The organism is Desulfofundulus thermocisternus DSM 10259, from assembly GCF_000686645.1.
GTDB lineage: Bacteria > Bacillota > Desulfotomaculia > Desulfotomaculales > Desulfovirgulaceae > Desulfofundulus > Desulfofundulus australicus.
Genome location: NZ_JMLG01000002.1, coordinates 15,099 through 37,840 on the forward strand (window position 1 = coordinate 15,099; position 22,742 = coordinate 37,840).

Sequence of the window (22,742 nt, forward strand, 5' to 3'; positions counted from 1 at the left end):
TCCTTATCCGGATGCATTCTCTTTAACCCGCTCCAGCAATTCCGGTTCAATTTCCAGGGTGGGGCAGAGCCCGCACCCCGGACACACGCCGGTGCGGCAGTCGGGGGTTGCTTTCCCCTCCATGGCCCTTTTATGCTCCAGAACCAGGTATTTCCTGCTCACGCCGGCATCAATATGATCCCAGGGCAGGAGATCATCGTATGCATAGCGCCGGTAGGCATACCGGGCCGGGTTTATGCCGGCCAGGCGGAATGCTTCCTGCCACTTCTCAAAATCAAAGCATTCGGACCAGCCGTCAAAACGGCAGCCCAGCCGCCAGGCCTCCTCCAGCACCCGGCCCAGGCGGCGGTCCCCCCGGGCCAGGACTGCCTCCAGAAAGCTGGCTTCCACCTCGTGCCAGTGAAAGACCAGCCCTTTACCCCTTAACAGGCCGCGCAGGGTCCTCTGCCGGCGGCGCAGTTCCTCCATCTCCACCTGCGGCTCCCACTGGAAGGGGGTGTGGGACTTGGGGACAAAGGAGGAGGTACTGACGGTAACCCTGAGCCTGTTCCCGGGCACACCCATTTCCTTTCCCCGGGCCAGTACCTGCCGGGCCAGGCCGGCAATGCCGTGCAGGTCCTCTTCCCTCTCCGTGGGCAGGCCGATCATGAAGTAAAGCTTGATGGCCGTCCAGCCGGCGGCAAAGGCAGCCGATACGGCCTCCATCAGGTTTTCTTCCGTCACACCCTTGTTGATCACATCCCGCAGGCGCTGGGTGCCCGCCTCGGGGGCAAAAGTAAGGCTGGCCCGGCGTACCCGCTGTACTTCCCGGGCCAGGGCCACCGAAAAGGCATCCACCCGCAGGGAGGGCAGGGATACGCTCACACCCATGCCCTCCAGCCGGTCAAGCAGTGAACGTACCATTTCCTGAATCCGGGAATAATCGGCGGTACTCAGGGAAACCAGGGAAATTTCATCGTACCCCGTGTGCCTGATAATTTCATCGGCCTGCTGCAGCAGGGTGGCCGGGCTTTTCTCGCGCACCGGCCGGTAAATCACCCCGGCCTGGCAGAAACGGCAACCCCGGGTACACCCCCTCTGCACCTCCAGCATACCCCGGTCGTGAACCACACCCAGGGAAGGCACCAGGGGCTTTACCGGAAAAGGAGCCCGGTCGAAATTACGGACGACCCGCTTGACCACCCTCGCCGGCACACCGCTGGCCACGGGCTCTATGGCGGAAATAGTCCCATCGGCATGATATTCCACCCGGTACAGGGAGGGGACATAAACACCGGCAATGGCTGCCGCCCGGTGCAAGAAGCGCTGGCGGTCCAACCGGTGACCGCCCAGTTCCAGGTAGAGATCCAGCAACTCGTGAATAACTTCTTCCCCCTCGCCAATTACAAACAGGTCGATAAAATCGGCCAGGGGTTCGGGGTTAAAGGCACAGGGCCCCCCGGCAATCACCAGAGGGTGCCCGGGGCCCCTTTGCTCGCTGCGCAGGGGAATACCTGCCAGATCCAGCATATTCAAAATATTGGTGAATGTCATCTCGTACTGGAGGGTGAAGGCCAGGATATCGAAGTCCTTCACCGGCCGGTGGGACTCCAGGGTAAACAGGGGCAGCCCCCGGCGCCGCATCTCTCCCTCCATATCCACCCAGGGAGCGAAGGTGCGCTCCAGGAGCGCATCCTCCCGGCTGTTCACCACATGATAAAGGATCTGCAGGCCCAGGTGGGACATGCCCACCTCGTAAACATCGGGAAAAGCAAAAGCCACCTTAACATCAGTTTTATCCCAGTCCTTGCGGACAACATTCCACTCACCGCCCACGTAACGGGCCGGTTTCTGTACCCGGTGCAAGACCTGTTCCAGTTCAAACATAAGCTCCTCCTGCATCGTATTATTGCCCGGGAAGGCATTACTTAAAATTATTTTACCTGCATATCCAGAAGATGTAAACCCGATTAAAGCGGGTTTAAAGGCAACCGCCCCACGGGCAGGTCCAGCCCGTGGGTTAACAGGCCGTCGACTATCTGGGCCTCCGTAAGAAAGCCCTTGTACCGCCACTGGCGGTCAATAACCAGTACCAGGTGGAATTTCTGCAGCAGAAAAGGCCTGACAATTTTACCCAGAGGCACGTCCTCCAGGGCAACCAGGGGCTGTACCGGAAGCACACCGGCCCTGATTATTTCTTCCTTCTTACCGGCCAGCTGGCCCACGAACAGGTAGGGAGCCATGCTCCGCTCCCGGGTGGCGGCAAAAAACAAAAACAGCCCCGTCAGTAAAATATCCAGACCCGTTAACCCCAGCAATAAGCCAAGGGAACCCAGCACCACCACAATCCCGGCAATAATCTGCCCCAGGGTGGCTGCCCGGTAAGTGGCTTCCTTTACGCTCATCTGGCCGGCCAGGCTGGCACGGTAGACCCGGCCGCCGTCAAGGGGCAGGGCGGGCAGGAGATTGAAGGCGGCAATGAGCAGGTTGCACTGGAGAAAAAAGGGCCCCAGTTCTTCATGCCATAAACCGTAGTTCCGGCCGGCCAGGCCCAGAAGAAGCATTACCACGTTGCATAACGGCCCTGCCGCAGCCACATAAACCTCTTTAGCAGGATCCAGTACCAGTTCGCTGCCCATGTGGGTAACTCCTCCAAAGGGCAGCAATTCCACTTCTTTTACCGGCACCCCCAGATAACGGGCGCAGGCCACATGGGCCAGCTCATGAAGCAGCACCACCGCAAAAGCCACCAGCCCCTTGCCCAGGATACCGGCCACAAAGAACAGCCCCAGCAGGGCCAGAAAAAAGGTATTCAGGTATAATTCCACCCCCATGAACCGCCCCAGGCGCACCTGAAACCACCTCAAAACTGCAGCTTGATCAGGGGATCGATCAGCCTTCCCTTTTCACGCACCTCAAAGTGCAGGCCGCCCCCGGCCACATCACCCTTATCCCCCACTTCGCCCAGCTTCTGTCCCCCGGCCACCTGCTGGCCAGGGGTCACAGCAATACCGGCCAGCCCGGCGTAAAGGGTATAATCCCCGTTCCCGTGATCGAGGAGCAGGTAGCGTCCCAGGGAAGGGTCCTCGCCCACCCTGGCCACCTGACCTTCCCGGACGGCTTTCACGGGCGTACCCACCGGCGCTGCAATATCAATACCGGGGTGAAAGCGCTCCAGGCCATCCAGGGGATCCTCCATCCAGCCGAAGCCGCGCACCACCTTGCCCGAAACGGGAACCTGGAAGCTTTCCCCACCGGTGGGGCTCAGGGTCTGGCGGGCGCCCCAGGAAGTATCCCCGGGGAAAGGCTGGTCCACGTTGACCATTTGCAGGGCCAGCTGGACCACTTTCTGGATTACGGGCTGGTAGTTCCATTCGGTGGTTAAGAGGTAACGCAGGCTTTCCCGAACCTGCTCCCCGCCCGGTGAGGGGAGTTCCCGGGCCAGGAGCAAAATAGCAAAAATGACCACAGCCACCATACACCGCCAGAACCAGCTGTTATTCCTGCTCCGCCTGGAAGGCGTATGGCGGTATGGCCAGTCTTCCGCGCGCGGGAATTCAGAAAAGGAGTAGCTCCTCTTACGCCTGTTCCAGAGCAAGGTTCATCCCCCCCCGTTTAAAATATACTGGGCAGGGGGGACAAATATGACAAGCTCCATTCCAAATCTAATTGGCTACGGCATCATCCCGCTCCACCCGGCGGTGGAGGACAAAATTCACCGTATCCCGGAGAAACAACACGGTAATTTCCTCCCGGGGCTCGTAATCGGGAGCTTCGACCCGCACCCGGTAGGTACCGGCATCAATACCTTCAAAGGCATAACTGCCGTCGGCGGCAGTGGTGGTTTCGTACAGCACCTTATCCTGCTCCATGTCCAGCACCAGCACCTTTGCCCCGGCTACAGGCTGCCCGGTGGCAAAAGCCGTCACCTTTTTACCTGCCCGTATTTTCCCCCGCAAGCCCACCCCCAAAACAGGAAATTGAAAATAAAAATAAACCGGAGCATTTTGCTGCTACCCCGGTAAAAGCCTTCCCTAACATTTAAAACAGGATTTTCCTGCGCCGCATATAAACGTTGAGCAAAAGCCCGAGAGCCGCCAGATTCATCACCATGTTGCTGCCGCCGTAGCTGAACAGAGGCAGGGGGATACCGGTAACGGGCATGATTCCAATGGTCATACCGATATTGACAAAGATGTGAAAGGCAAACATGCAGACCACTCCCCCGGCCAGAAGCGTCCCCTGCAGGTCCCTGGCCTGGGAGGCTATCTTCAAACCCCGGTATAGAAAGACCAGGTACAGGGCCAGGAGCGCCCCTGCCCCCAGAAATCCGAACTCCTCGCCCACCACCGAGAAAATAAAGTCGGTATGTCGGATGGGCAGGAAGGTAAGGTGACTCTGGGTACCACCCAGCAGGCCCTTGCCCAGGAACCCCCCGGAACCAACGGCAATGAGGGACTGCCATATATGGTATCCGGCGCCCAGCAAATCGCTCTGGGGATCCAGGAAAACGGTCAGCCTGGTCATCTGGTATTCCTTGAGGGTGTAACGGTGAAAAGATTCGTGCCGGCGGTGAACCTCCCGGTAATCCTTTTCCACCTGCTGATATTTTTTCTCCAGCTCTCCCCTGTCCTTTTCGCTAACGGCCACCTTTTTCTGCTGTTCCAGGGCCAGTAGCTGTTTCTCCAGGTTAACATCAGCTTTATGCAGATACGTATGCAGAGCAAATAAACCAATCATTAAGATCAGGCCGGTACCAATCAGGGCCAGGAGTAAACGCGGCCTGGCTCCGGCCAGGTAGAGCATGCCGAACATGACGGCCACAAAAACCATGGAAGTGCCCAGGTCAGGCTGCATTAAAATCAAAAGGGTGGGCACCCCCACGTACGCAAAACAGGGCAGCAGGTCCCGGAAGCGGTCCAGGCGGCCTTCCCGGGCGGAGAGGAAACTGGCCAGGGTGATGATCATGATGAGCTTGGCAAACTCGGAAGGCTGAAAGGTAAAGGGGCCGATACTAATCCAGCGCTGGGCTCCCAGGGCCTCCCGGCCCAAAAAGATTACCGCCACCAGCATGATCAGGTTAAATACATAAAGCGCCCGGGCGTGCTTGCAGATATCCTCATAAGGTATATACATGATTAAGGCCATCAAGAGCAACCCGACCAGAATCCAGATAACCTGTCTTGTAACATAGGTATAGTCCAGGTGCAGGAGCTTGACCATAAAAAAAAGATCTTTTAACCGGCTGAATGATTCATCGGTAAATTCCAGGGTGGCACTGCCAATGGTTATCAGGCTGAAGCAGATCAGCGCGGCGGCAGAAAGGAGGAGGGTGTGATCAAGGCTGCGGACAAAACGCTTGCTGACCAAGAAAATCACCGCTTTCGGTCAGGTCTTAAAAAATACAATTTTAATTATATACCAACCCGGAGGGACAAAAAAGCCCCGGGGTAATACCAAATTACCACAGGGTCAGGTGATAATTATCCTTCAAATACCCGACGCCAGGTGCCTGGAAACGCGTTTCATACCTTTAACCGGGATACTGGCCACCAGGGCCACCTGGGTTTCATTGCTGTCCAGGTTGATTTCCAGGGCCTCTTCATCAATATCCATATACTTTTCAATAACTTTAATCAGATCCGTCTTCAAAGTTTGCAATAACTGGGGTGATACACTGGCCCGGTCGTGCACCAGCACCAGGCGCAACCTCTCCTTGGCCACGTTTTTACTCCCACCGGTTTCCCGCCCGAAAAAGCGGTTTAAAAAATCCAGCAAGGCCAACCCCCCTCACCTGCAAAAACTAGGATAAACCCATCATGCGCCGCAAAAAGCGGGACATCAAGCCGCCTTCCTCGAGCTTCATCATTGGTACCTGCTCACCTTTGATGCGCCGAACAATATTGCGGTAAGCCTGACCCGAACGCGAGCGTTCATCCTGAACCACGGGTTCCCCCCGGTTGGTGCTGATCACCACCGCCTCATCTTCCGGCACCACTCCCAGTAAATCGATGGCCAGGATGTCGATAATATCTTCTATGCTCATCATATCCCCGTGCCGCACCATGCGCGGGCGAATACGGTTGATAATCAGCTTGGGATCCCGCAGTTCGGACGCCTCCAGCAGGCCGATAATCCGGTCCGCATCCCTTACAGCGGCCACCTCGGGGGTGGTTACCACGATGGCCTTGTCCGCCCCGGCAATGGCGTTGCGAAAGCCCTGCTCAATCCCTGCCGGGCAGTCAATAATTACATAGTCAAACTCCTGCCTGAGTTCTTCACACAGGGCCTTCATCTGGTCCGGGCTGACTGCCGTTTTGTCTTTGGTCTGGGCGGCAGGTAAAAGGAACAGCCCCTCAAACCGCTTGTCCTTGATTAAGGCCTGCCGCAGGCGGCAGTGCCCGCCGGTGACATCTGTTATATCGTAAACTATCCTGTTTTCCAGCCCCAGAACCACATCCAGGTTGCGCAGCCCGATATCGGCATCTACCAGAGCTACCCGGTGACCGTGGGCAGCCAGACCCGCACCCAGGTTGGCCGTGGTGGTGGTCTTGCCAACCCCACCCTTTCCGGAAGTAACTACAATGACCTCACCCATTTCCAGGCCTCCCCTTTAAAATTTCCTGTCATTCATCCCTGGCGTTCCCCGTTATAAATTTCAATGGTTACCACACCGTTTTTTATCCTGGCTATTTCAGGCTGTTCGGGTTTCAAATCCTGCCCATCCGGGGGGCGTGTGATATGACCCGCAATACGCAGCTGGGTGGGTTCCAGGCGGAAGGCCAGTACCATGGCCTTTTCATTTCCACCGGCACCGGCATGAACAACCCCCCTTACTGCACCCATGACAATAATGTTACCCGTGGCCACCACCTCGGCCCCCGGGTTTACATCGCCAATGATGACCACGTTGCCGTCGTAATGGATCTTTTGACCGGAACGCAAGGTGCGCTGAATTAGAACAGTATTATCATCTACCATTTCCCCCGTGCAAGACAGCCGCTCCCTGCCCACGGTAAATACCCCCCAGTGGTGCTTTAAATTCTACAGCTGGCAACCAAATCCTGCTAAAAATTATAGTTTTATTGTCCTTCCCCTTCCCCGGGCGCCTCCGGAGCACCCCCGGAAGGAGAGGGGGAATTGCCGTTGGCCGGGGGCTGGTTGCCCGCACCTGGCGGGGCAACCGTCTCCTCTTCATTGGGAGGCGAGCCGGCAGCCGGGGTACCCCCTCCGGAATCGGCGGGGGGTGTAACACCTGCAGGCTGCCCGGAAGAGCTCCCCCGTCCCGCTCCGCCGGAGGGGGCCTGCGGCGCCGCTGCTGCACGCCCGGGCCGGTTATTCCCGGAGCTGGCAGCCGGGCGTTCGGGTGCCGGCGCAGCCTGCTGTGTCCCGGCTGCTTTCTCCTTGGAGAGCCCGGCAGTGGGAGGTGCTTTTTTCAAACTGAAGTAAGCATCCAGGATCTCCCGGGCCACAGAGCCGGCAGCACTGCTGCCGTGGCCACCGTATTCCACCACCACGGCCAGGGCTACTTCCGGCTTTTCATAGGGAGCGAAGGCCACAAAGAGGGCGTGGTTATCGTGGCCATGGACCTCGGCGGTCCCGGTTTTGGCGGCAACACTGTATTCCGCCCCCGCAAACACACCGGCTGCAGTCCCATCCGGGGGCAGAGCTACCTCGCGCATGCCCCGGCGTATAATCTCCAGCGTCTTGCTGGATACGTCGACCCGGCGGATTACCCGGGGTGAAAACCGGGCCACTGTCTGGCCGTCGGGGGCGACCACTTCTTTTACCAGGTAAGGTTTGTAAAGGGTACCCCCGTTGGCAATGGCGGCTATATAATTGGCCAGCTGAAGAGGGGTATAGTAGTTATTACCCTGGCCGATGGACATATCCAGCGTGTCGTATTCCCGCCACGTCAATTCCCATTCGATCTTGCTGTACTGCTCCTGCAGAGGTGCCAGCCGGCGGTTCATTTCCCGCTCCAGGGCCGCCCTCTCCCCTTCACCGGCACCGGCCAGGCGCTTTTCATACTCTTTGCGGATCTCGTCCATCTGTCGCTGGACATTGTCCAGCAGGGGTTTCCACAGCTTGTATTTTTGTTCCGGTCCCGGAATGCGGCCGGCGTGTTCCCCGGGGAGTTCCACCCCCGTCTTTTGCCCCAGGCCGAATTCCCGGGCATAGCGGGCAATGGGTTCGGGGCCGAGCATTGCTCCCACGGTCCAAAAAAACGTATCGCAGGACACCTTCAGGGCCCTTACCACATCCACCCGCCCGTGACCCCCGGGCTTCCAGTCCATCTTATACTTATATCTCCCGGTGTCATAAATGGAGAACCGGGAAGTTATCTTACCCATTTCCAGCGCGGCAGCAGCCACCACCATTTTAAAGGTGGAACCCGGCGGGTAGAGGGCCAGGGCCCGGTTGAGCAGTGACTGATCCCGGGAAATTTTGGCCCAGGCCTCGTTCCACTCTTGAGGAGAAAGATCCCGGGTAAAAATGGTGGGATCATAGGTGGGATGGCTGGCCAGGGCCAGGATCTCCCCCGTCCGGACGTCCAGCACCACCGCCGCTCCGGCCCTGGCCTGGCTGTAACCCTCTTTCTGCACCCGGGCTATACCCCGGGCCAGGGCATCCTGGACCGCCCGCTGCAGGCGGGCGTCAACAGTCAGCACCAGGTTGTCCCCCGGGACGGGCTCTTTTACGCCCAGGTCCCTTACCGGCTGCCCCTGAGCATCCACTTCCACCTGGCGGGCACCCCGCCGGCCCCTGAGGTAGGATTCAAAGGATTTTTCCAGACCGTCCTTACCCCAGGAGTCACCCAATGTATAACCCTTATCCTTGTTTTCCTCCAGCTCTTTTTGATCCATTATCCCCACGTAACCCAGGGTGGGCACCAGGAGGTCCCCATAGGGATAATGCCGTACCGGCCGCACGTCTATGAGCACTCCCGGAAGCTCCAGGCGCTGCTCCTCAATCCGGCTTACCGTTTCACTGGATACTTTATCGGCCACGGGTACAGGTTCATATAGACGTAATTTCTGCTCCTTAAGTTTTTTATGGATTTCCTGTTCAATTTCTTCCGCCGTCTTGCCCTGGAATGATTTTTCACCCACCAGAATACGGGCCAGCCGGGCAATTACCCGATCGGTATCCTCAACCCCCAGGTAAGCAAAAGAAATGGTGTAAACCGGCTGGTTGCCCACAATGCGCACGCCGTTGCGGTCGAAAATTTCCCCCCGGGGAGCAGCGATGGGGATCAGGCGCAGGTGATTCTGCTGGGCCATCATCTTGTACTTGTCCGCCTCCACCAGCTGCAGGTAAGCCAGGCGGAGGAAAAGAAGGGCAAAAGCAGCAATCACAAGGCCCAGCAGAACCTGCAACTTTTTCTCCACTTTCCTGCTGGTAATAATCCCGTCCGTTGCCATAACCTTCCCCCTGCCCTGCCTATCGTTCACCCTTTTCCTTTCCCCATGAAAGGTACAGGACGTTATCATGGTCATCCTTAAACTATAGCCGGGACACCCTGAACCATCCCCTCAGGTACAAGCGGTAAAACCGGCGGTAAATTAACGCGGACAGCAAGGCATTGTATGCGGCTGCAGGCAGGATAACTCCCATCAAGGCCACACCGGGGGAGATCACGACCTGCAGGTAAAACAGCAGGAGGTAATAAATTAATTGGCCTGCGACGGTGGCCAGGAAAGTAAGTACCATCATCACCAGGCGGCTTTCCTTGTACAGGCGGGTCTCAAACCAGCCCACCAGGTAACCGGCTGCCGCCATGGAAATGGCATTCAGGCCCCAGTAGTGGCCCGAAACCAGATCTTCCAGGAGGCCGGCCACAAACCCCCAGAAGGTCCCCTCCCGCTGTCCCTTCCAGAAGGCATAAAAAACCACCAGTATAAAAACCAGGTCCGGTACCACACCCCGGATGCGGATCAAATCCACCACCGTTACCTGCAATAAAAGGGCCAGCAATAAAAAGCCGGGCAGGAACACCATACCTGGCAAGAAAAAAACCCCCTCTGGCATCCGTTAAATACTGTCATCATACGGGCAGGCGGCGGTTACAGGGCCGGAGAACGGACTCCGGTAACCACCAGCACTTCCTCCAGGCGGTTGAAGTCCACAAAAGGCCGGACAACCGCTTCAAAAAAAAGGCCGGTGGGGTCTCTTTTCACGCTTACTATCTCGCCAACGGGTATACCCTTGATGAAAATGCTCCTGGAAGTGCCGGAAGTGACCACCACCTGCCCGGCTTTCACGGGCATATCATTGGGGATGTGGATCATGCGCAGGTTGCCGGCCCCCCCGGCGATTCCCTCCACCATCCCCGGCGTGCGGCTGTCCTGCACCAGGGCGCTTACCGCACTGCGGGGGTCGGTAATCAATAAAACGGTGGCCGTCTGGCTGGTGGTGGAAATCACCCGCCCCACGAGACCCCGGGGAGTTATTACCGTCATGTTTGTTTTGATGCCCTGGGCCCGGCCCTTATTAATGGTTATGGTACTGAACCAGCTTCCCGGATCCCGGCCTATAACCGCCGCCGCAGCCAGTTCCAGATGGGAACTGGCTGCCGGACCGCTCTGAAAATCCAGCAGCCTTTTCAACCTCTCATTTTCCAGCTGATACTCCCTGGCCTGCTGCAGTTCGCTCTCCAGCAGGTCCACCCGTTCCGAAAGCTCCTGAGCCCGTTGCGAGGCCCTGACCAGGGAAAAGGGAAAGGTGAACACATCCCTGGCCAGCCGGCCTGCCCTGGTAACCGCCTGTTCCACCGTGCCAAAAGCATCCACCAGGGTGTTCCCCAGGGGTGGCACCTCCACCCGGCCGTGAGCAGTAATCCGCATCACATAAAGGGCCACAACCAGCAGGATAACCAGGAAAAATAGCCTCTTGCCCGAAGTCAACGGGGATCAACACCCATCTTCTCACGATAATTTGCGCGGGTTGATGAGCACCCGGCGCAGCACGTCAATATTCTCCAGCACCCGGCCGGTACCATAAGCCACGCACAACAGCGGCTCGTCGGCCACGTGGATGGGCATGGATGTTTCCTCACTCACCAGGCGGTCCAGGCCCCGCAGCAACGATCCTCCCCCGGCCATGACGATGCCCCGGTCCATGATATCGGCAGCCAGTTCCGGCGGGGTCTGCTCCAGGGTGCCTTTAATGGCTTCCAGGATGGCCGATACCGGCTCGGAAAGGGCCTTGTAAACTTCTTCGGAGGTTATGCGCACCGTTTTGGGCAGGCCGGTCACCAGATCCCTCCCCCGGACGTCATAGGTCTGAACCTCTCCGGTGGGGTAGGCGGTCCCAATCTCGATCTTGATTTCTTCCGCCGTGCGTTCCCCGATCAAAAGGTTATAAGCCTTCTTTACGTGCTGGATGATGGCATCATCCATTTCATCGCCAGCAATGCGGATGGAGCGGCTGGTGACAATTCCCCCCAGGGAGATTACCGCCACCTCCGTGGTACCCCCGCCGATGTCCACGATCATATTGCCTGTGGGCTCGTGCACGGGCAGGCCGGCGCCAATGGCTGCCGCCATAGGCTCCTCAATGAGATAGGCCTCCCGGGCACCGGCCTGCAGGGCAGCTTCCCGCACCGCCCGCTCTTCCACCGGCGTTACCCCGGAGGGAACCGAGACCACCACCCGGGGGCGGACAAGAAAAGTGCGGTTGCGCAGGGCCTTGTTGATAAAATACTTGATCATGCTCTGGGTAACGTCGAAATCGGCAATTACCCCATCCTTCATGGGGCGGATGGCCACGATATTTCCAGGAGTACGGCCAATCATCTGCTTGGCCTCTTCCCCCACGGCCAGAACCTGGCCGCTGTCCCGCTCTATGGCCACCACCGAGGGTTCTCTTAAAACAATACCTTTACCTTTTACATAAACCAGGGAGTTGGCGGTGCCCAGATCTATACCCATATCCCTGGAGAACAACCCGAGCCGCATGTTTTCTCCCCTTTCTCACTGGTTCATCTAAATCAGGCCTTCAGCCTTGAAACTGACGTACTTATTATCTCCGATAATCAGGTGATCCAGAACCTCAATGCCAATAATACGCCCGGCCTCCCAGAGGCGCCTGGTTACATCCAGATCTTCCTGGCTGGGGGTCGGGTCGCCGCTGGGGTGATTGTGCAGCAGGATGACCGCCGCCGCGTTACGGCGGATGGCATTCTTGAACAATTCCCGGGGATGCACCGTGGAGGAATTGAGGGTACCAATAGATACGATCTCCCGGGCAATGACCTCGTTTTTGGTATTGAGCAACAGGGCCCGGAAATGCTCCCTGTCCAGGCGGCGCATTTCCTCCATAACCAGACGGGCGGCATCCTCGGGACTCCTGATCACCGGCCGCGCCTCACTGCCCGCCCGGGCAATGCGCAGGCCCAGCTCCAGGGCAGCCTTGAGCATGGCCGCTTTGGCCGGCCCGACCCCGCGGACGCTGCTCAATTCTTCCACGGATGCATCCACCAGCCCCCGCAGGCCGCCAAAATGTCCCAGGAGCGCCGCTGCCAGTTCCAGGGCACTGGCCGTGGGCGTACCCGTACGCAGGAGGACGGCCAGAAGTTCCAGGTCCGACAGCACCCCGGCCCCATCCCGCAGGATGCGCTCGCGGGGGCGCAAATCCACAGGCATGTCCTTGATGGTAATACGGTACACCTGGGAATCCAAAGCTCCTTCCCGCCTTCACAAACATATTTAACCGGGAATACTCCGACGGGTTTTCATTTCTCGAGGAAACACTTCAGGGGGTCCACCCCGAACTCCCTGAGCACCCGGGCCAGGCGGGCCAGGGGAAGCCCCACCACATTAAAATAGCAACCCTTGATTCCGGCAATAAAAATTGCCCCCAGCCCCTGGGCAGCATAGGCCCCCGCCTTATCCAGGGGTTCACCGGTGGCCACATATCTGGCTATTTCTTCCTCCTCCAGCGTCCGAAACCTGACCCTGGTACACTCATGGGTAACCACCAGGCGCCCGGAAGGTTTCTCCATCACCGCCAGGCCGGTATAAACCTCGTGTTCATTACCCGACAGCAGGCTGAGCATAAAAACGGCTTCCCGGGGACCGGCGGGCTTGCCGAGAATCCTGTCCTGGAAGACCACCACAGTATCCGCCGCCAGTACCAGCCCCCGGGAAATGGCGGGCGCCACAGCCCGGGCCTTTTTTTCGGCCAGCGCCTCTACCAGTTTCCGGGGAGGCAGGCCGCCATGCTCCTCTTCTTCTACATCGGGCGGAACCACAGTGAATGGCAGGCCCAGCTGTTCCAGCAGCATTTTCCGGCGCGGCGAAGAAGAGGCCAGGTAGATGGGTAACAATGCCAAACCTCCACTTTAAAGTTTACGGTACAAAAGGAATCCCAGAAGCAATCCCAGAGCCGTAAGGGGACCTAAAGTAAGGGTAAAACCAAGGGTAAGCCGGGCAAAATGGAGATCAAGGGTAGCCGGGGCAAGACCTATAGAGGTAAAGGGTTTCAGCGCGGGCAACAGGGGAACGAGTACCACGCCCAGCGCATCACCCACCAGTGCTCCAATCAGCATCAGCAACAGCAGCAACCAGAAGCTTTTCTGAGGCCTGTACACGTTAGCCACGGTTATCACCCGGCGTCAGGTAGTAAAATGAGCGCTATCTGTACTAGTTTATCATTTTGCTCCCCTGCTGACAAGCTGCAACCAGGAATTTTACCCGGGGCACCTGTAAACCTAGCTTACTTTCCCGGTAAGAACCGCTGCCACAAAGGCCGCGTAAAAAATTCCGCCGTAGACCATTGTAAGCCTGGCGTCCAGGTAACCCCGCCACAGGAGCAACAGGTAGGTCAGCAGTCCTGAGGCCAGGGCCAGCAGGGCGCTAAAGATAGCCGTTTCCGTCAGCACCCACGGCGTCAGCACAATACCGATGGCCGGAATGACGGAACTCTGGAAAACCATTGCCCCCGTGATATTCCCCAGAGCCATGGTATCCTTGCGCTGGGCAAGCCAGATGACGCTGTTGAATTTCTCGGGCATCTCCGTGGCCAGGGGAGCCACCAGGAGGGAGAAGACAAGGGCGGGCACTCCCAGCAGGGCCGAAAGATCCGCCACGCCATCCACAAAAACCCTGGCCCCGCCCACGATGCCCAGAAAACCCAGCAGCACCTGAACAATAACCAGTCCCAGGGGGGGATTGCCGGCCTTCCTGTACAGGTAGAGCGGGTCACCTTCACTTTCTTCCACATCCAGGGTATGGCCCTTGCTCATGGTTTCATAGACAAAGTAAATGTAGGCCGCCACCAGCCCTGTTGCCACCACCAGTTTCCACGGGCGGGGGAAAAAAGCGGCGCCAATGGCCAGTGTATAAACTACCAGGAAGAAGAGCAGGTCCCGCCGGATGACAACGGCATCGGGCTCCAGACGGGGGTAATTAGCAGCCCGCTGGCGGCGGAAAGCCAGCACGGCCCCCCCGCTGATGAATAAGGCCAGGGTCCCCAGCATAAAGGGCGCGCCCAGGATGGCCCCGATGCCTATTTCTTCCCCCGCTTCACCATGCCCCAAAAGGAGGGCGATCAGGGGAATAACCGTTTCCGGCATGGCCGTGCCCACCGCGGCCAGGATGCTTCCCACCGCCCCCTCGGTAAGCTGAAGTTTTCTTCCCAGCCATTCCACACCATTGGTAAAAACGCCGGCACTGATCAGAATAATCCCCAGGCTGATTAATAAAAGGGCTGCATCCAGGCCCATAACACGCTCCCCTTTTATGTAAAAAGGCCCACCGCCTGCAAAACGACGGGCCTTTCTATACTGAAATTAATTATAGTCCCCCCGCCGGGCAAAAGTCCAGCCCCCTCGCCCGGAGCCCGAATAGGATTCCAGCACCCCCATCCCACGCAAACGCCGTTCCGGCCCCGCTTCTGGCACGGCTCCCGACAGGGCCGGGCCACACAACCGGATCACCGTTCCCGGTACCCAATCCCGCCCGGGCCATCAGCTCAGCACCTTCTGAATCATGGAGGTAACGGGAGTGAAAACGATCTCCACCACCCTGGCCGGGTTGGGCAGCGGTATATTGAGGGCCAGGCCATAACTGTAAAACATGGCCACTACCATGAGCACGCTGTACGCAACCAGCTCCCGCCACATTTTCTGCTTCACCAGGGGTGGCACCTGCAGGACGATGATGGCGATAAAAAGCAGGCTCAGCAATGCAATCTCCATTGCAGATTACCCTCCTTTGATATGTTCACCGGGGACGCAGGGGCTTATTGATCAGGCCGATGCGCCGGATTACCGCCTTCACTTCCACCGTAACGGGCATGGTGGCGAAAACATCCTCCCATTCTCCTTCTACCTGCCTCCACACCCGGGGATACTTGCGGTGCACCGCTTCACCAAAGCCGAGGGCATCGGCCCGGTATTCCTCCTGCAGCCTGGTTACGCAGGCCATGACCTCCTGCTTGATTACCCCGGCCAGCTGTTTTTCCAGCCGGGAAATGACCTGGGGATTCCTTAAATCAATCTCCAGGTTTTCCGATTCGGTAAGGTTCACGCGGGTGTTGATCTCCACCCTCATGCCCGGCTGCCCGCCGGCCAGAAACGGTTCCAGCTTCACTCCCCCGCGGCCGGCACGCAAAATTTCCACGGCCAGTTTCTGTTCACCCCGGGAACCGGGAAGGGAAAAGGTGATTTGCCCGCCCCGCACTTCCCCCCGCACCCACAACAATCCCCGGGTTTCCCGTTCGTTAAGCCAGCCCACCAGCCTGTCCCGGCGAAAGACGGCCGTCCCGGTAAGTTTGATGTTATGAAAGGGCGCAGGTCCTGCCCCCCCGGGATGCAGGGACATGCGGCTGAAAGCCTCGTTGGGTACTGCTTCCAAAATGGCCGTATAGGGCTCCTCGCCTGAACTCTCCAGCATCTCGGTAAATTCCCCCAGGCGAGTGGGGGCGAAACGGGCGGAAAGTTCCTGGTTGTTGATTACCCCCACGATATTCTGGGCCGGGGTGGTTTCCAGGTGGACGGGAACCTCCATGATATCCCTGGGATCCCCCCTGGCCACCAGGATCCAGGTATTCCGCCGGAACTCGCGGTTGCGCTCAAAGAAATCCATCACTTCCGCAACCCCCCTTTCCCGGGCCAGTTTTTCAGAAATAAGGATCACCTGGTTATGAGCGAAAAAAAGCTCCCGGGGGCTTTCCATGGACATCCGGCGGATGGCCTCAAAAACCGTCCTACCCTCCGTAGTCAGGTCGAGGTAGCGCTTACGTCCGCCACCTCCACCACCACCGCCCATACCTGTGATTCCACCTCCGCCGGCAACGGCCGTGGGAACCAGGGTCTGCACTACCACACGTATCTTGCCCCCGGGGGCGGCATCCACGGCCGTGAGCAAAACAATGCCCAGCTCTTCCACCTCCCGGTGGTCCCAGCAGCCAGAGACGATAGTTACCAGCATCAGCAATAACGTCAGAGAAACCAGGCGAAACCTGTTCATTGTTGTCACTACCCTTTAAGCCGCAAGTACAAAATGCCGGACCTGCCGCTTACCCCTGCCCGCCTCTTTTATCCGGCGGGGCAGGTTTGAGGCCCTCTTCCTGGCGGAGGGGATCTCCCTTGGCCAGCTCCGATGGGCGTTTATCCATGGCCCACAGGGGAACCCGCATCAGCAGATCTTTCAAATCGCTGGTGTGCAGGGGAGCCAGGGGGGCCAGGTAAGGAATGCCAAAAGAACGCAGGGAAGCCATATGTACCAGGATGGCCAGAAGCCCCATCATTACCCCGAAAATACCCAGGGTAGCCGCCAGGACCATCATGGGGAAACGCAGCAGGCGCATGGTAATGGCCATGCTGAAAACCGGGGCCACAAAAGAACTGATCCCGGTCAGGGCCACAATGATAACCATGAGGCTGGAGACAATCCCGGCGGAAACGGCCGCCTGGCCAATTACCAGGGCCCCCACAATGCTCACCGCCTGGCCCACGTTCCGGGGCAGGCGGATGCCGGCCTCCCTCAAGGCCTCAAAGGTAAACTCCATTAAGAAGGCCTCCACAAAAGCCGGGAAGGGCACCCCCTCCCGGGACGCCGCTATGCTGATCAGCAGCCGGGTGGGGATCATCTCCTGGTGAAAGGTGGTTAAGGATATATACAGGGAAGGTAAGATCAGTGAAGCCACAAAAGCAATGTAGCGCAGCCAGCGCACGGCTGTGGCCAGGAAAAAACGCTCGTAATAATCCTCGGAAGACTGTAAAAAAACGATAAATTCCGCCGGTACCACCAGCACAAAGGGCGTACCGTCAGTGACAATGGCCACCCGCCCCTCCAGAAGCATGCTCACCACCCGGTCGGGGCGTTCCGTGCGGAACACCTGGGGGAAGGGCGAGTACGGGTGGTCCTCGATCAATTCCTCAATATTGCCGCTTTCAAGAATGCCGTCCACCCTGATCCGGGAAAGGCGGTCCTTGACTTCCCGCACCAGGGTGGGAGCAGCCAGGCCCCTAATATAAATGACTTCCACGCAGGTGCGGGTGCGCTCCCCCAGCGTGATCCGTTCCAGCACCAGGTTGGGAGTGCGCAGGCGGCGGCGGATGAGGGAGGTGTTGGTGCGCAGCAGTTCGGTAAACCCCTCCCGGGGCCCCCGCACCAGGTTCTCACTTGTGGGCTCCTCGATGCTCCGCACCGGCCACCCGGGGGCGGTAGCAAGGAGAGCCTTTGTCTCCCCCTCGATCAGCACGGCCGCGTCGCCGTAAAGGATCCCGTCCAGCACTTCAAATACCGTTGCGGCTTCCCTTACCGAACTGGTATTGACCATGAAATTGCGGACCAGGGTAAATATATTTCCGGCGTTCTTCCCTCCCAGGCCGGCCATGCGGGACTCCAGGGTCAGGCCCTTGAGCAGGGTATCATTAACCGTACCCTTGTCCGTCAGGCCGTCAATAAACACCACGGCTCCGGGAACACCCCCGTCAACACCAAGCTGAAGCTCGCGGATAACCAAATCGCTGCTGTGCCCCAGGATTTGCTTAATAAGGGCCAGGTTGTCCTTTAACCGGGAACTCAGGGGCACCTTTTTCAATTCCCCGGCCTCGTAGCTTTGCTCCCATTGAACGTGGCTTTCCTTGAGGGATTGGGGGCTTTTTTTGCCCTTCGGCAAAATCCGGGCAAAATTTTTTAAAATGCGGACCAAAGGAACACCTCCCGGAAACGGGGCGAATGGTGAATTACCCCTTCGAGATGGTATTATGAGTTGGCCGGGGAGGTTTTATCCAGAGACACCAGAATTAAAAAAGCACCGGATAAACCGGTGCTACAGCCTGTAGACAAACTCTTTATGTGCCCTGGTTTTAATGGAGGAGCGACCTGGAGTGAGCGCTGCCGGGCCAGGCCGAAGCGACGGGATGAGGCGGGGCCGCGGACAGGATGTCCGCGGAGGCCACCTGAACACAGGACGTGTGAATGTGGCCGGTACCCGCCGAAGACCGGAGCTGAGGCCTTGAGGCCCGGCCAGCGAAACGACCGGGAGCGACGACTTAAACCAGGGCACATTCCGGAAACACTTTGCCTAAAGGTTGAGCTACAATCTCCCGCTCTCGTGAACACCATGGCCGATCCCCTTCTCCAGGAGCACCTCCCGGGCCTCGGCCACCATATACAGCGAGCCGGTGATGCACACCAGCTCATCCGGCCGGGCTAAAGATAAGGCCTTTTCCACGGCCCCGGGAACGGACTCGATGGTATAAACTTCGGGTACATACCTGCGGGCCTCTTCAGCCAGGCGCTGCCAGTCACCGGCCCGGGGGCTGTTGGGACGGGTTACCACCACCGCCCGGGCCCGGGGAGCCAGCTCGGCCACCACCCTGCCCCGTTCCTTATCTCCCAGCATCCCGATGACCAGCACCACCTGCCTGCCGGGAAAGTAGTCGTCCCACGCCCTGGCCAGGCTGCGGGCGCCGTCGTGGTTGTGGGCACCATCCAGGAGCACCAGGGGGCGGTGCTGGAGAATTTCCAGCCGTGCCGGCCAGTGAACCCCGGCCAGGCCCCGGTACAGGGCTTCCTCCGGGATGGGAAAACCCTGTTCCGCCAGCAGATCCAGCACTGCCACCGCCCCGGCGGCGTTAGCCAGCTGGTGCCTGCCCAGCAGGGGGATGAAGAGATGGCCATAGGTGCGGCGCAGGCCCCGGACCGCCAGGTACTGCCCGCCCTGCCCGGCCTCCCCTCCGCCCGCCTCCCATAAAACAGTGCGGCAGGGGAAAGCCGGATCAAAACCGGGGCCGGCCATATCCTCCCCTTTTTCACCCACCAGCACCATGGGAGCACCTTTCTCCCGGCAAAATCCGGCCATCACCTCCAGGGCTTCCCCCCGGCAGGCCGTTACCAGGGGAACGCCGGGCTTGATGATCCCGGCTTTAACCGTGGCAATTTCCCGGATGGTCCGGCCCAGGTAATCCATATGGTCCATGGCCACGTTGGTGATAACTGTGACCAGGGGCCCGGCCACCACATTGGTGGAATCAATGGCTCCCCCCAGCCCCACCTCGAGAACTAAAAAATCCACCTGCTCCTCGTCAAAATATTTGAAGGCCATGGCGGTGCTGACCTCAAATTCGGTGGGATGCTCATAACCCTGCGCCACCATGGCATCCAGGTGGGGTTTTAACTGGCCAATCAATAGAGCCACCCGTTCGGGAGAAATCTGCACGCCGTCAATCTGGTAACGTTCCGTATAGGAATGCAGGTGGGGAGAGGTAAAGGTACCCGTGCGGTAACCGGCAGCGGTAAGCACCGAGGCCACCATGGCCACCGTGGAACCTTTACCGTTGGTCCCCCCCACGTGAACCACCCGCAGCCTGTCCTGGGGGTTACCCAGCCGGCGCAGTAGCTCCCTGATCCGGCCCAGGCCGAAATTCATCCCGAACTTGGTCAGGTTCTGCAAGTAGGTCAAAGCTTCCTCATAATTCACCGCTGTCACCTCGTAATGCAGGTCAGCCCGGGACCATGGCTTTACTGCCTACACCTTTTCCAGCAGGGCCAGCCGTTCCCGGATGGCCGACGCCTTCCCGGCCAGCTCCCTGCCCCTGGAACGTTCTTTTTCCACCACTTCTGCCGGCGCCCTGTTCAGGAAACCGGCGTTACCCAGCTTGCCCTCCACCTTCCGGAGTTCTTTTTCCACTGCCGCCAGCTCTTTCTTCAGGCGGGCCAGCTCCCGGTCAATGTCAATGAGCCCGGCTAAAGGCATGTAAATCTCCACCCCCCGGGCCACCCCATGGGCAGCCTGCGGGGGAACCCTGTCCAGTTCGGATTTTACCTGCACCCGGCAGCGGGCCAGCCCCTGGATGTAAGCGGAATGGCGCTGGAGCAAATCTCCCACGGGATCCCCGGCTGTCACCAGAATAACGTCTGCTGTCTTGCCCGGGGGAACGTTCATTTCGCTCCTGAGGTGCCGGATAGCCCGGATGATCTCCATAAGAACAGCCATTTCGGCCTCGGCTTCTTCATCCCTCAATTCGGGCTGGAACGCCGGCCAGGGAGCATACATGATGGTTTCCCCCCGGTGCGGAAGGCGCTGCCAGATTTCTTCGGTGATGAAGGGCATGAAGGGATGGAGCAGCTCCATGGTCCCCCGCAGCACCCGGGACAGCACGTCCTGGGCGCAGGCCCGGTCAACGGGATCCTGGCCGCGGTAAAGACGGGGTTTCACCAGCTCAATATACCAGTCACAAAACTCATTCCAGACGAACTCGTAAAGAACCCGGGCTGCTTCCCCGAGCTCGTAAGATTCCAGGAACCCGGTTACATCCCGCACGCAGGACTGGTAGCGGCTCAGGATCCAGCGGTCGGCCAGGGTATGGGCCTCCCTTCCCGGGGCCGAAGCAGGATCGTAATCCTGCAGGTTCATCAGGGCAAAGCGGGAAGCGTTCCAGATCTTGTTGGCAAAATTCCTGGCCCCGTCCAGGCGCTCGAAGTGAAAGCGCAGGTCATTGCCGGGCGTGTTGCCGGTAACCAGCATAAAGCGCAGGCTATCCGCCCCGTGACTTTCAATAACATCAATGGGGTCCACCCCGTTACCCAGGGACTTGCTCATCTTGCGCCCCAGGGCGTCCAGAACCAGGCCGTGGATGAACACCTCCCGGAAGGGTACATCCCGCATGAAATGAAGGCCGCTCACAATCATCCGGGCCACCCAGAAGAAGATAATATCCCGGCCTGTCACCAGCACGGAAGTGGGGTAGTAATAGTCCAGTTCCGGCGTTTTTTCCGGCCAGCCCAGGGTGGAAAAGGGCCACAGGGCCGAAGAAAACCAGGTATCCAGCACGTCGGGATCCTGTTCTAAGTGCGTGCTGCCGCAGCGGGTGCACTTCCCGGGAGGTTCTTTGGACGCAATTACCTCCTCACAGTCCTGGCAGTACCACACCGGGATACGGTGCCCCCACCACAGCTGCCGGGAAATGCACCAGTCCCTGATGTTTTCCATCCAGTTCAGATATATTTTTGTAAACCGCTCCGGAATGAAACGAATGCGTCCTTCCCTGACCGCCCGGATGGCCGGTTCCGCCAGCGGTTTCATGCGCACAAACCACTGCCGGGACAGCATGGGCTCGATAACCGTGTTGCAGCGGTAGCAGTGCCCCACGGCGTGGCTGTGATCCTCCACTTTAACCAGGTAACCCTGCTCTTGCAAATCCCTGATGATCTTCTTGCGGCATTCCCAGCGGTCCAGGCCCCGGTAAGGGCCAGCTTCCTCATTCATCACCGCGTCCTTGTTGATCACCTGCACCCGGGGCAGGTTGTGCCGCCGTCCCACTTCAAAGTCGTTGGGATCGTGAGCGGGCGTGATCTTCACCGCCCCGGTACCAAAGGAGGGATCCACATACTCATCGGCAATGACGGGCATTTCCCGGCCCACGAGGGGCAGGATCAGGGTTCTGCCCACCAGGTGGCGGTAGCGTTCATCGTCCGGGTGAACGGCTACGGCCACGTCCCCCAGCATGGTTTCCGGCCGGGTGGTGGCTATGATGATGGCATCACGGCCGTCGCTGGTGGGGTATTTGATGTAGTAAAGCTGTCCGGGCTTGTCCAGGTGCTCCACTTCAATATCGGATATGGTGGTCTGGCAGCGGGGACACCAGTTGACGATGTAATAATCCCGGTAAATGAGGCCCTCCTCATACAGGCGCAGGAAAACCTCCTTCACCGCTTCCGAACACCCGGCATCCATGGTAAAGCGCTCCCGGTCCCAGTCGCAGGAGGCACCCAGCCGGCGCAGCTGGTGGGTTATGCGCCCCCCATACTGTTCCTTCCAGGCCCAGACCCGTTCCAGGAACTTCTCCCGGCCCAGGTCATACTTGCTCCTGCCCTCTTTCGCCAGATGTTCTTCCACCCTGGCCTGGGTGGCAATGCCCGCGTGGTCAGTACCGGGAAGCCACAGGGTATTGTAACCCTGCATGCGGCGCCAGCGGATCAGGATGTCCTGCAGGGTATTGTCCAGGGCATGCCCCATGTGCAGCTGCCCGGTGACATTGGGCGGGGGCATGACAATGGAAAAGGGTTTACGGGCATCAACTTCCGTATGGAAAAACTTGTTTTCCTCCCAGAAGCGGTACCACCTTTCTTCCACCGCCCCGGGGTCGTAAGTGGTAGGCATATCAAACCGGGTCATCTTGCCTCTCCTTATCTCTATAATCTGTGAACATTATAATGTGCTCCCCATTCTTTTAGCAACATCCAGGTTAATTTCTGGCATTAAATGCTAACCGTTAAATAGAATTAAAAGGAAAAACGATTTTG

Annotated in this window: 21 protein-coding genes; all 21 read right to left on the reverse strand. The window is 58.6% G+C overall.

Annotation, left to right across the window (positions count from 1 at the left end):
- Positions 1-3: 3 nt before the first annotated feature.
- A complete protein-coding gene (locus tag BR83_RS0102095; RefSeq protein WP_027355684.1) occupies positions 4-1,866 on the reverse strand; it encodes a TIGR03960 family B12-binding radical SAM protein in 1,863 nt (620 codons plus the stop codon).
- A gap of 83 nt (positions 1,867-1,949) precedes the next feature.
- Positions 1,950-2,831, reverse strand: a complete 882-nt coding sequence (locus BR83_RS0102100) for a M50 family metallopeptidase (protein WP_027355685.1) — start codon at positions 2,829-2,831, stop codon at positions 1,950-1,952.
- 11 nt (positions 2,832-2,842) lie between these two features.
- Positions 2,843-3,577, reverse strand: coding sequence for a M23 family metallopeptidase (locus tag BR83_RS0102105; RefSeq protein ID WP_027355686.1), 735 nt, complete (start codon positions 3,575-3,577; stop codon positions 2,843-2,845).
- 67 nt (positions 3,578-3,644) lie between these two features.
- Positions 3,645-3,938 carry a carboxypeptidase-like regulatory domain-containing protein gene (locus BR83_RS0102110; protein ID WP_027355687.1) on the reverse strand — a complete coding sequence of 98 codons (294 nt, stop codon included), beginning with the start codon at positions 3,936-3,938 and terminating at the stop codon, positions 3,645-3,647.
- Between the two features lie 82 nt (positions 3,939-4,020).
- Complete coding sequence (gene rodA / locus BR83_RS0102115) at positions 4,021-5,349, reverse strand: rod shape-determining protein RodA (protein ID WP_027355688.1); 1,329 nt, start codon at positions 5,347-5,349, stop codon at positions 4,021-4,023.
- Positions 5,350-5,469: 120 nt separating this feature from the next.
- On the reverse strand, positions 5,470-5,757 hold the full coding sequence (gene minE, locus BR83_RS0102120) for a cell division topological specificity factor MinE (RefSeq protein ID WP_027355689.1): 288 nt from the start codon (positions 5,755-5,757) through the stop codon (positions 5,470-5,472).
- Positions 5,758-5,782: 25 nt separating this feature from the next.
- Positions 5,783-6,577: a septum site-determining protein MinD gene (minD, locus tag BR83_RS0102125; protein ID WP_027355690.1), complete on the reverse strand. Its 795-nt coding sequence runs from the start codon at positions 6,575-6,577 to the stop codon at positions 5,783-5,785.
- Between the two features lie 32 nt (positions 6,578-6,609).
- Positions 6,610-6,960 (reverse strand): septum site-determining protein MinC, encoded by a 351-nt coding sequence (gene minC, locus BR83_RS0102130; protein WP_242655859.1) that lies wholly within the window; start codon positions 6,958-6,960, stop codon positions 6,610-6,612.
- 101 nt (positions 6,961-7,061) lie between these two features.
- Positions 7,062-9,404 carry a penicillin-binding protein 2 gene (gene mrdA, locus BR83_RS14820; RefSeq protein ID WP_051617855.1) on the reverse strand — a complete coding sequence of 781 codons (2,343 nt, stop codon included), beginning with the start codon at positions 9,402-9,404 and terminating at the stop codon, positions 7,062-7,064.
- Between the two features lie 82 nt (positions 9,405-9,486).
- Positions 9,487-9,981: a rod shape-determining protein MreD gene (mreD, locus tag BR83_RS0102140; protein WP_034634371.1), complete on the reverse strand. Its 495-nt coding sequence runs from the start codon at positions 9,979-9,981 to the stop codon at positions 9,487-9,489.
- A 65-nt stretch (positions 9,982-10,046) separates the two neighbouring features.
- Positions 10,047-10,886 carry a rod shape-determining protein MreC gene (mreC, locus tag BR83_RS0102145; RefSeq protein ID WP_027355693.1) on the reverse strand — a complete coding sequence of 280 codons (840 nt, stop codon included), beginning with the start codon at positions 10,884-10,886 and terminating at the stop codon, positions 10,047-10,049.
- 21 nt (positions 10,887-10,907) lie between these two features.
- Positions 10,908-11,939: a rod shape-determining protein gene (locus BR83_RS0102150; protein ID WP_027355694.1), complete on the reverse strand. Its 1,032-nt coding sequence runs from the start codon at positions 11,937-11,939 to the stop codon at positions 10,908-10,910.
- 27 nt (positions 11,940-11,966) lie between these two features.
- Positions 11,967-12,662 (reverse strand): RadC family protein, encoded by a 696-nt coding sequence (radC, locus tag BR83_RS0102155; protein WP_027355695.1) that lies wholly within the window; start codon positions 12,660-12,662, stop codon positions 11,967-11,969.
- A 53-nt stretch (positions 12,663-12,715) separates the two neighbouring features.
- Positions 12,716-13,309, reverse strand: coding sequence for a Maf family protein (locus BR83_RS0102160; protein WP_027355696.1), 594 nt, complete (start codon positions 13,307-13,309; stop codon positions 12,716-12,718).
- Positions 13,310-13,324: 15 nt separating this feature from the next.
- On the reverse strand, positions 13,325-13,582 hold the full coding sequence (locus BR83_RS0102165; protein WP_242839607.1) for a DUF4321 domain-containing protein: 258 nt from the start codon (positions 13,580-13,582) through the stop codon (positions 13,325-13,327).
- Between the two features lie 111 nt (positions 13,583-13,693).
- A complete protein-coding gene (locus tag BR83_RS0102170) occupies positions 13,694-14,707 on the reverse strand; it encodes a sodium:calcium antiporter (RefSeq protein WP_027355698.1) in 1,014 nt (337 codons plus the stop codon).
- A gap of 243 nt (positions 14,708-14,950) precedes the next feature.
- The gene (locus BR83_RS0102175) at positions 14,951-15,181 is read right to left on the reverse strand and encodes a hypothetical protein (RefSeq protein WP_027355699.1); all 231 of its coding nucleotides are present in this window, start codon (positions 15,179-15,181) and stop codon (positions 14,951-14,953) included.
- Positions 15,182-15,206: 25 nt separating this feature from the next.
- Positions 15,207-16,454 (reverse strand): Ger(x)C family spore germination protein, encoded by a 1,248-nt coding sequence (locus tag BR83_RS0102180; protein ID WP_051617752.1) that lies wholly within the window; start codon positions 16,452-16,454, stop codon positions 15,207-15,209.
- Between the two features lie 49 nt (positions 16,455-16,503).
- Positions 16,504-18,144: a spore germination protein gene (locus tag BR83_RS0102185; protein ID WP_027355701.1), complete on the reverse strand. Its 1,641-nt coding sequence runs from the start codon at positions 18,142-18,144 to the stop codon at positions 16,504-16,506.
- 387 nt (positions 18,145-18,531) lie between these two features.
- The gene (locus BR83_RS0102190) at positions 18,532-19,917 is read right to left on the reverse strand and encodes a bifunctional folylpolyglutamate synthase/dihydrofolate synthase (protein ID WP_027355702.1); all 1,386 of its coding nucleotides are present in this window, start codon (positions 19,915-19,917) and stop codon (positions 18,532-18,534) included.
- A 48-nt stretch (positions 19,918-19,965) separates the two neighbouring features.
- A complete protein-coding gene (locus BR83_RS0102195; RefSeq protein WP_027355703.1) occupies positions 19,966-22,614 on the reverse strand; it encodes a valine--tRNA ligase in 2,649 nt (882 codons plus the stop codon).
- Positions 22,615-22,742 lie beyond the last annotated feature (128 nt).

Bases quoted from the DNA above. Each gene is read 5' to 3' on its own strand.
- BR83_RS0102095 (WP_027355684.1), bottom strand. From the start codon at position 1,866: ATGTTTGAACTGGAACAGGTCTTGCACCGGGTACAGAAACCGGCCCGT.
- minD (WP_027355690.1), bottom strand. From the start codon at position 6,577: ATGGGTGAGGTCATTGTAGTTACTTCCGGAAAGGGTGGGGTTGGCAAG.
- minC (WP_242655859.1), bottom strand. From the start codon at position 6,960: ATGGTAGATGATAATACTGTTCTAATTCAGCGCACCTTGCGTTCCGGT.
- mrdA (WP_051617855.1), bottom strand. From the start codon at position 9,404: ATGGCAACGGACGGGATTATTACCAGCAGGAAAGTGGAGAAAAAGTTG.
- mreD (WP_034634371.1), bottom strand. From the start codon at position 9,981: ATGGTGTTCCTGCCCGGCTTTTTATTGCTGGCCCTTTTATTGCAGGTA.
- BR83_RS0102150 (WP_027355694.1), bottom strand. From the start codon at position 11,939: ATGCGGCTCGGGTTGTTCTCCAGGGATATGGGTATAGATCTGGGCACC.
- BR83_RS0102170 (WP_027355698.1), bottom strand. From the start codon at position 14,707: ATGGGCCTGGATGCAGCCCTTTTATTAATCAGCCTGGGGATTATTCTG.
- BR83_RS0102175 (WP_027355699.1), bottom strand. From the start codon at position 15,181: ATGGAGATTGCATTGCTGAGCCTGCTTTTTATCGCCATCATCGTCCTG.
- BR83_RS0102180 (WP_051617752.1), bottom strand. From the start codon at position 16,454: ATGAACAGGTTTCGCCTGGTTTCTCTGACGTTATTGCTGATGCTGGTA.
- BR83_RS0102195 (WP_027355703.1), bottom strand. From the start codon at position 22,614: ATGACCCGGTTTGATATGCCTACCACTTACGACCCCGGGGCGGTGGAA.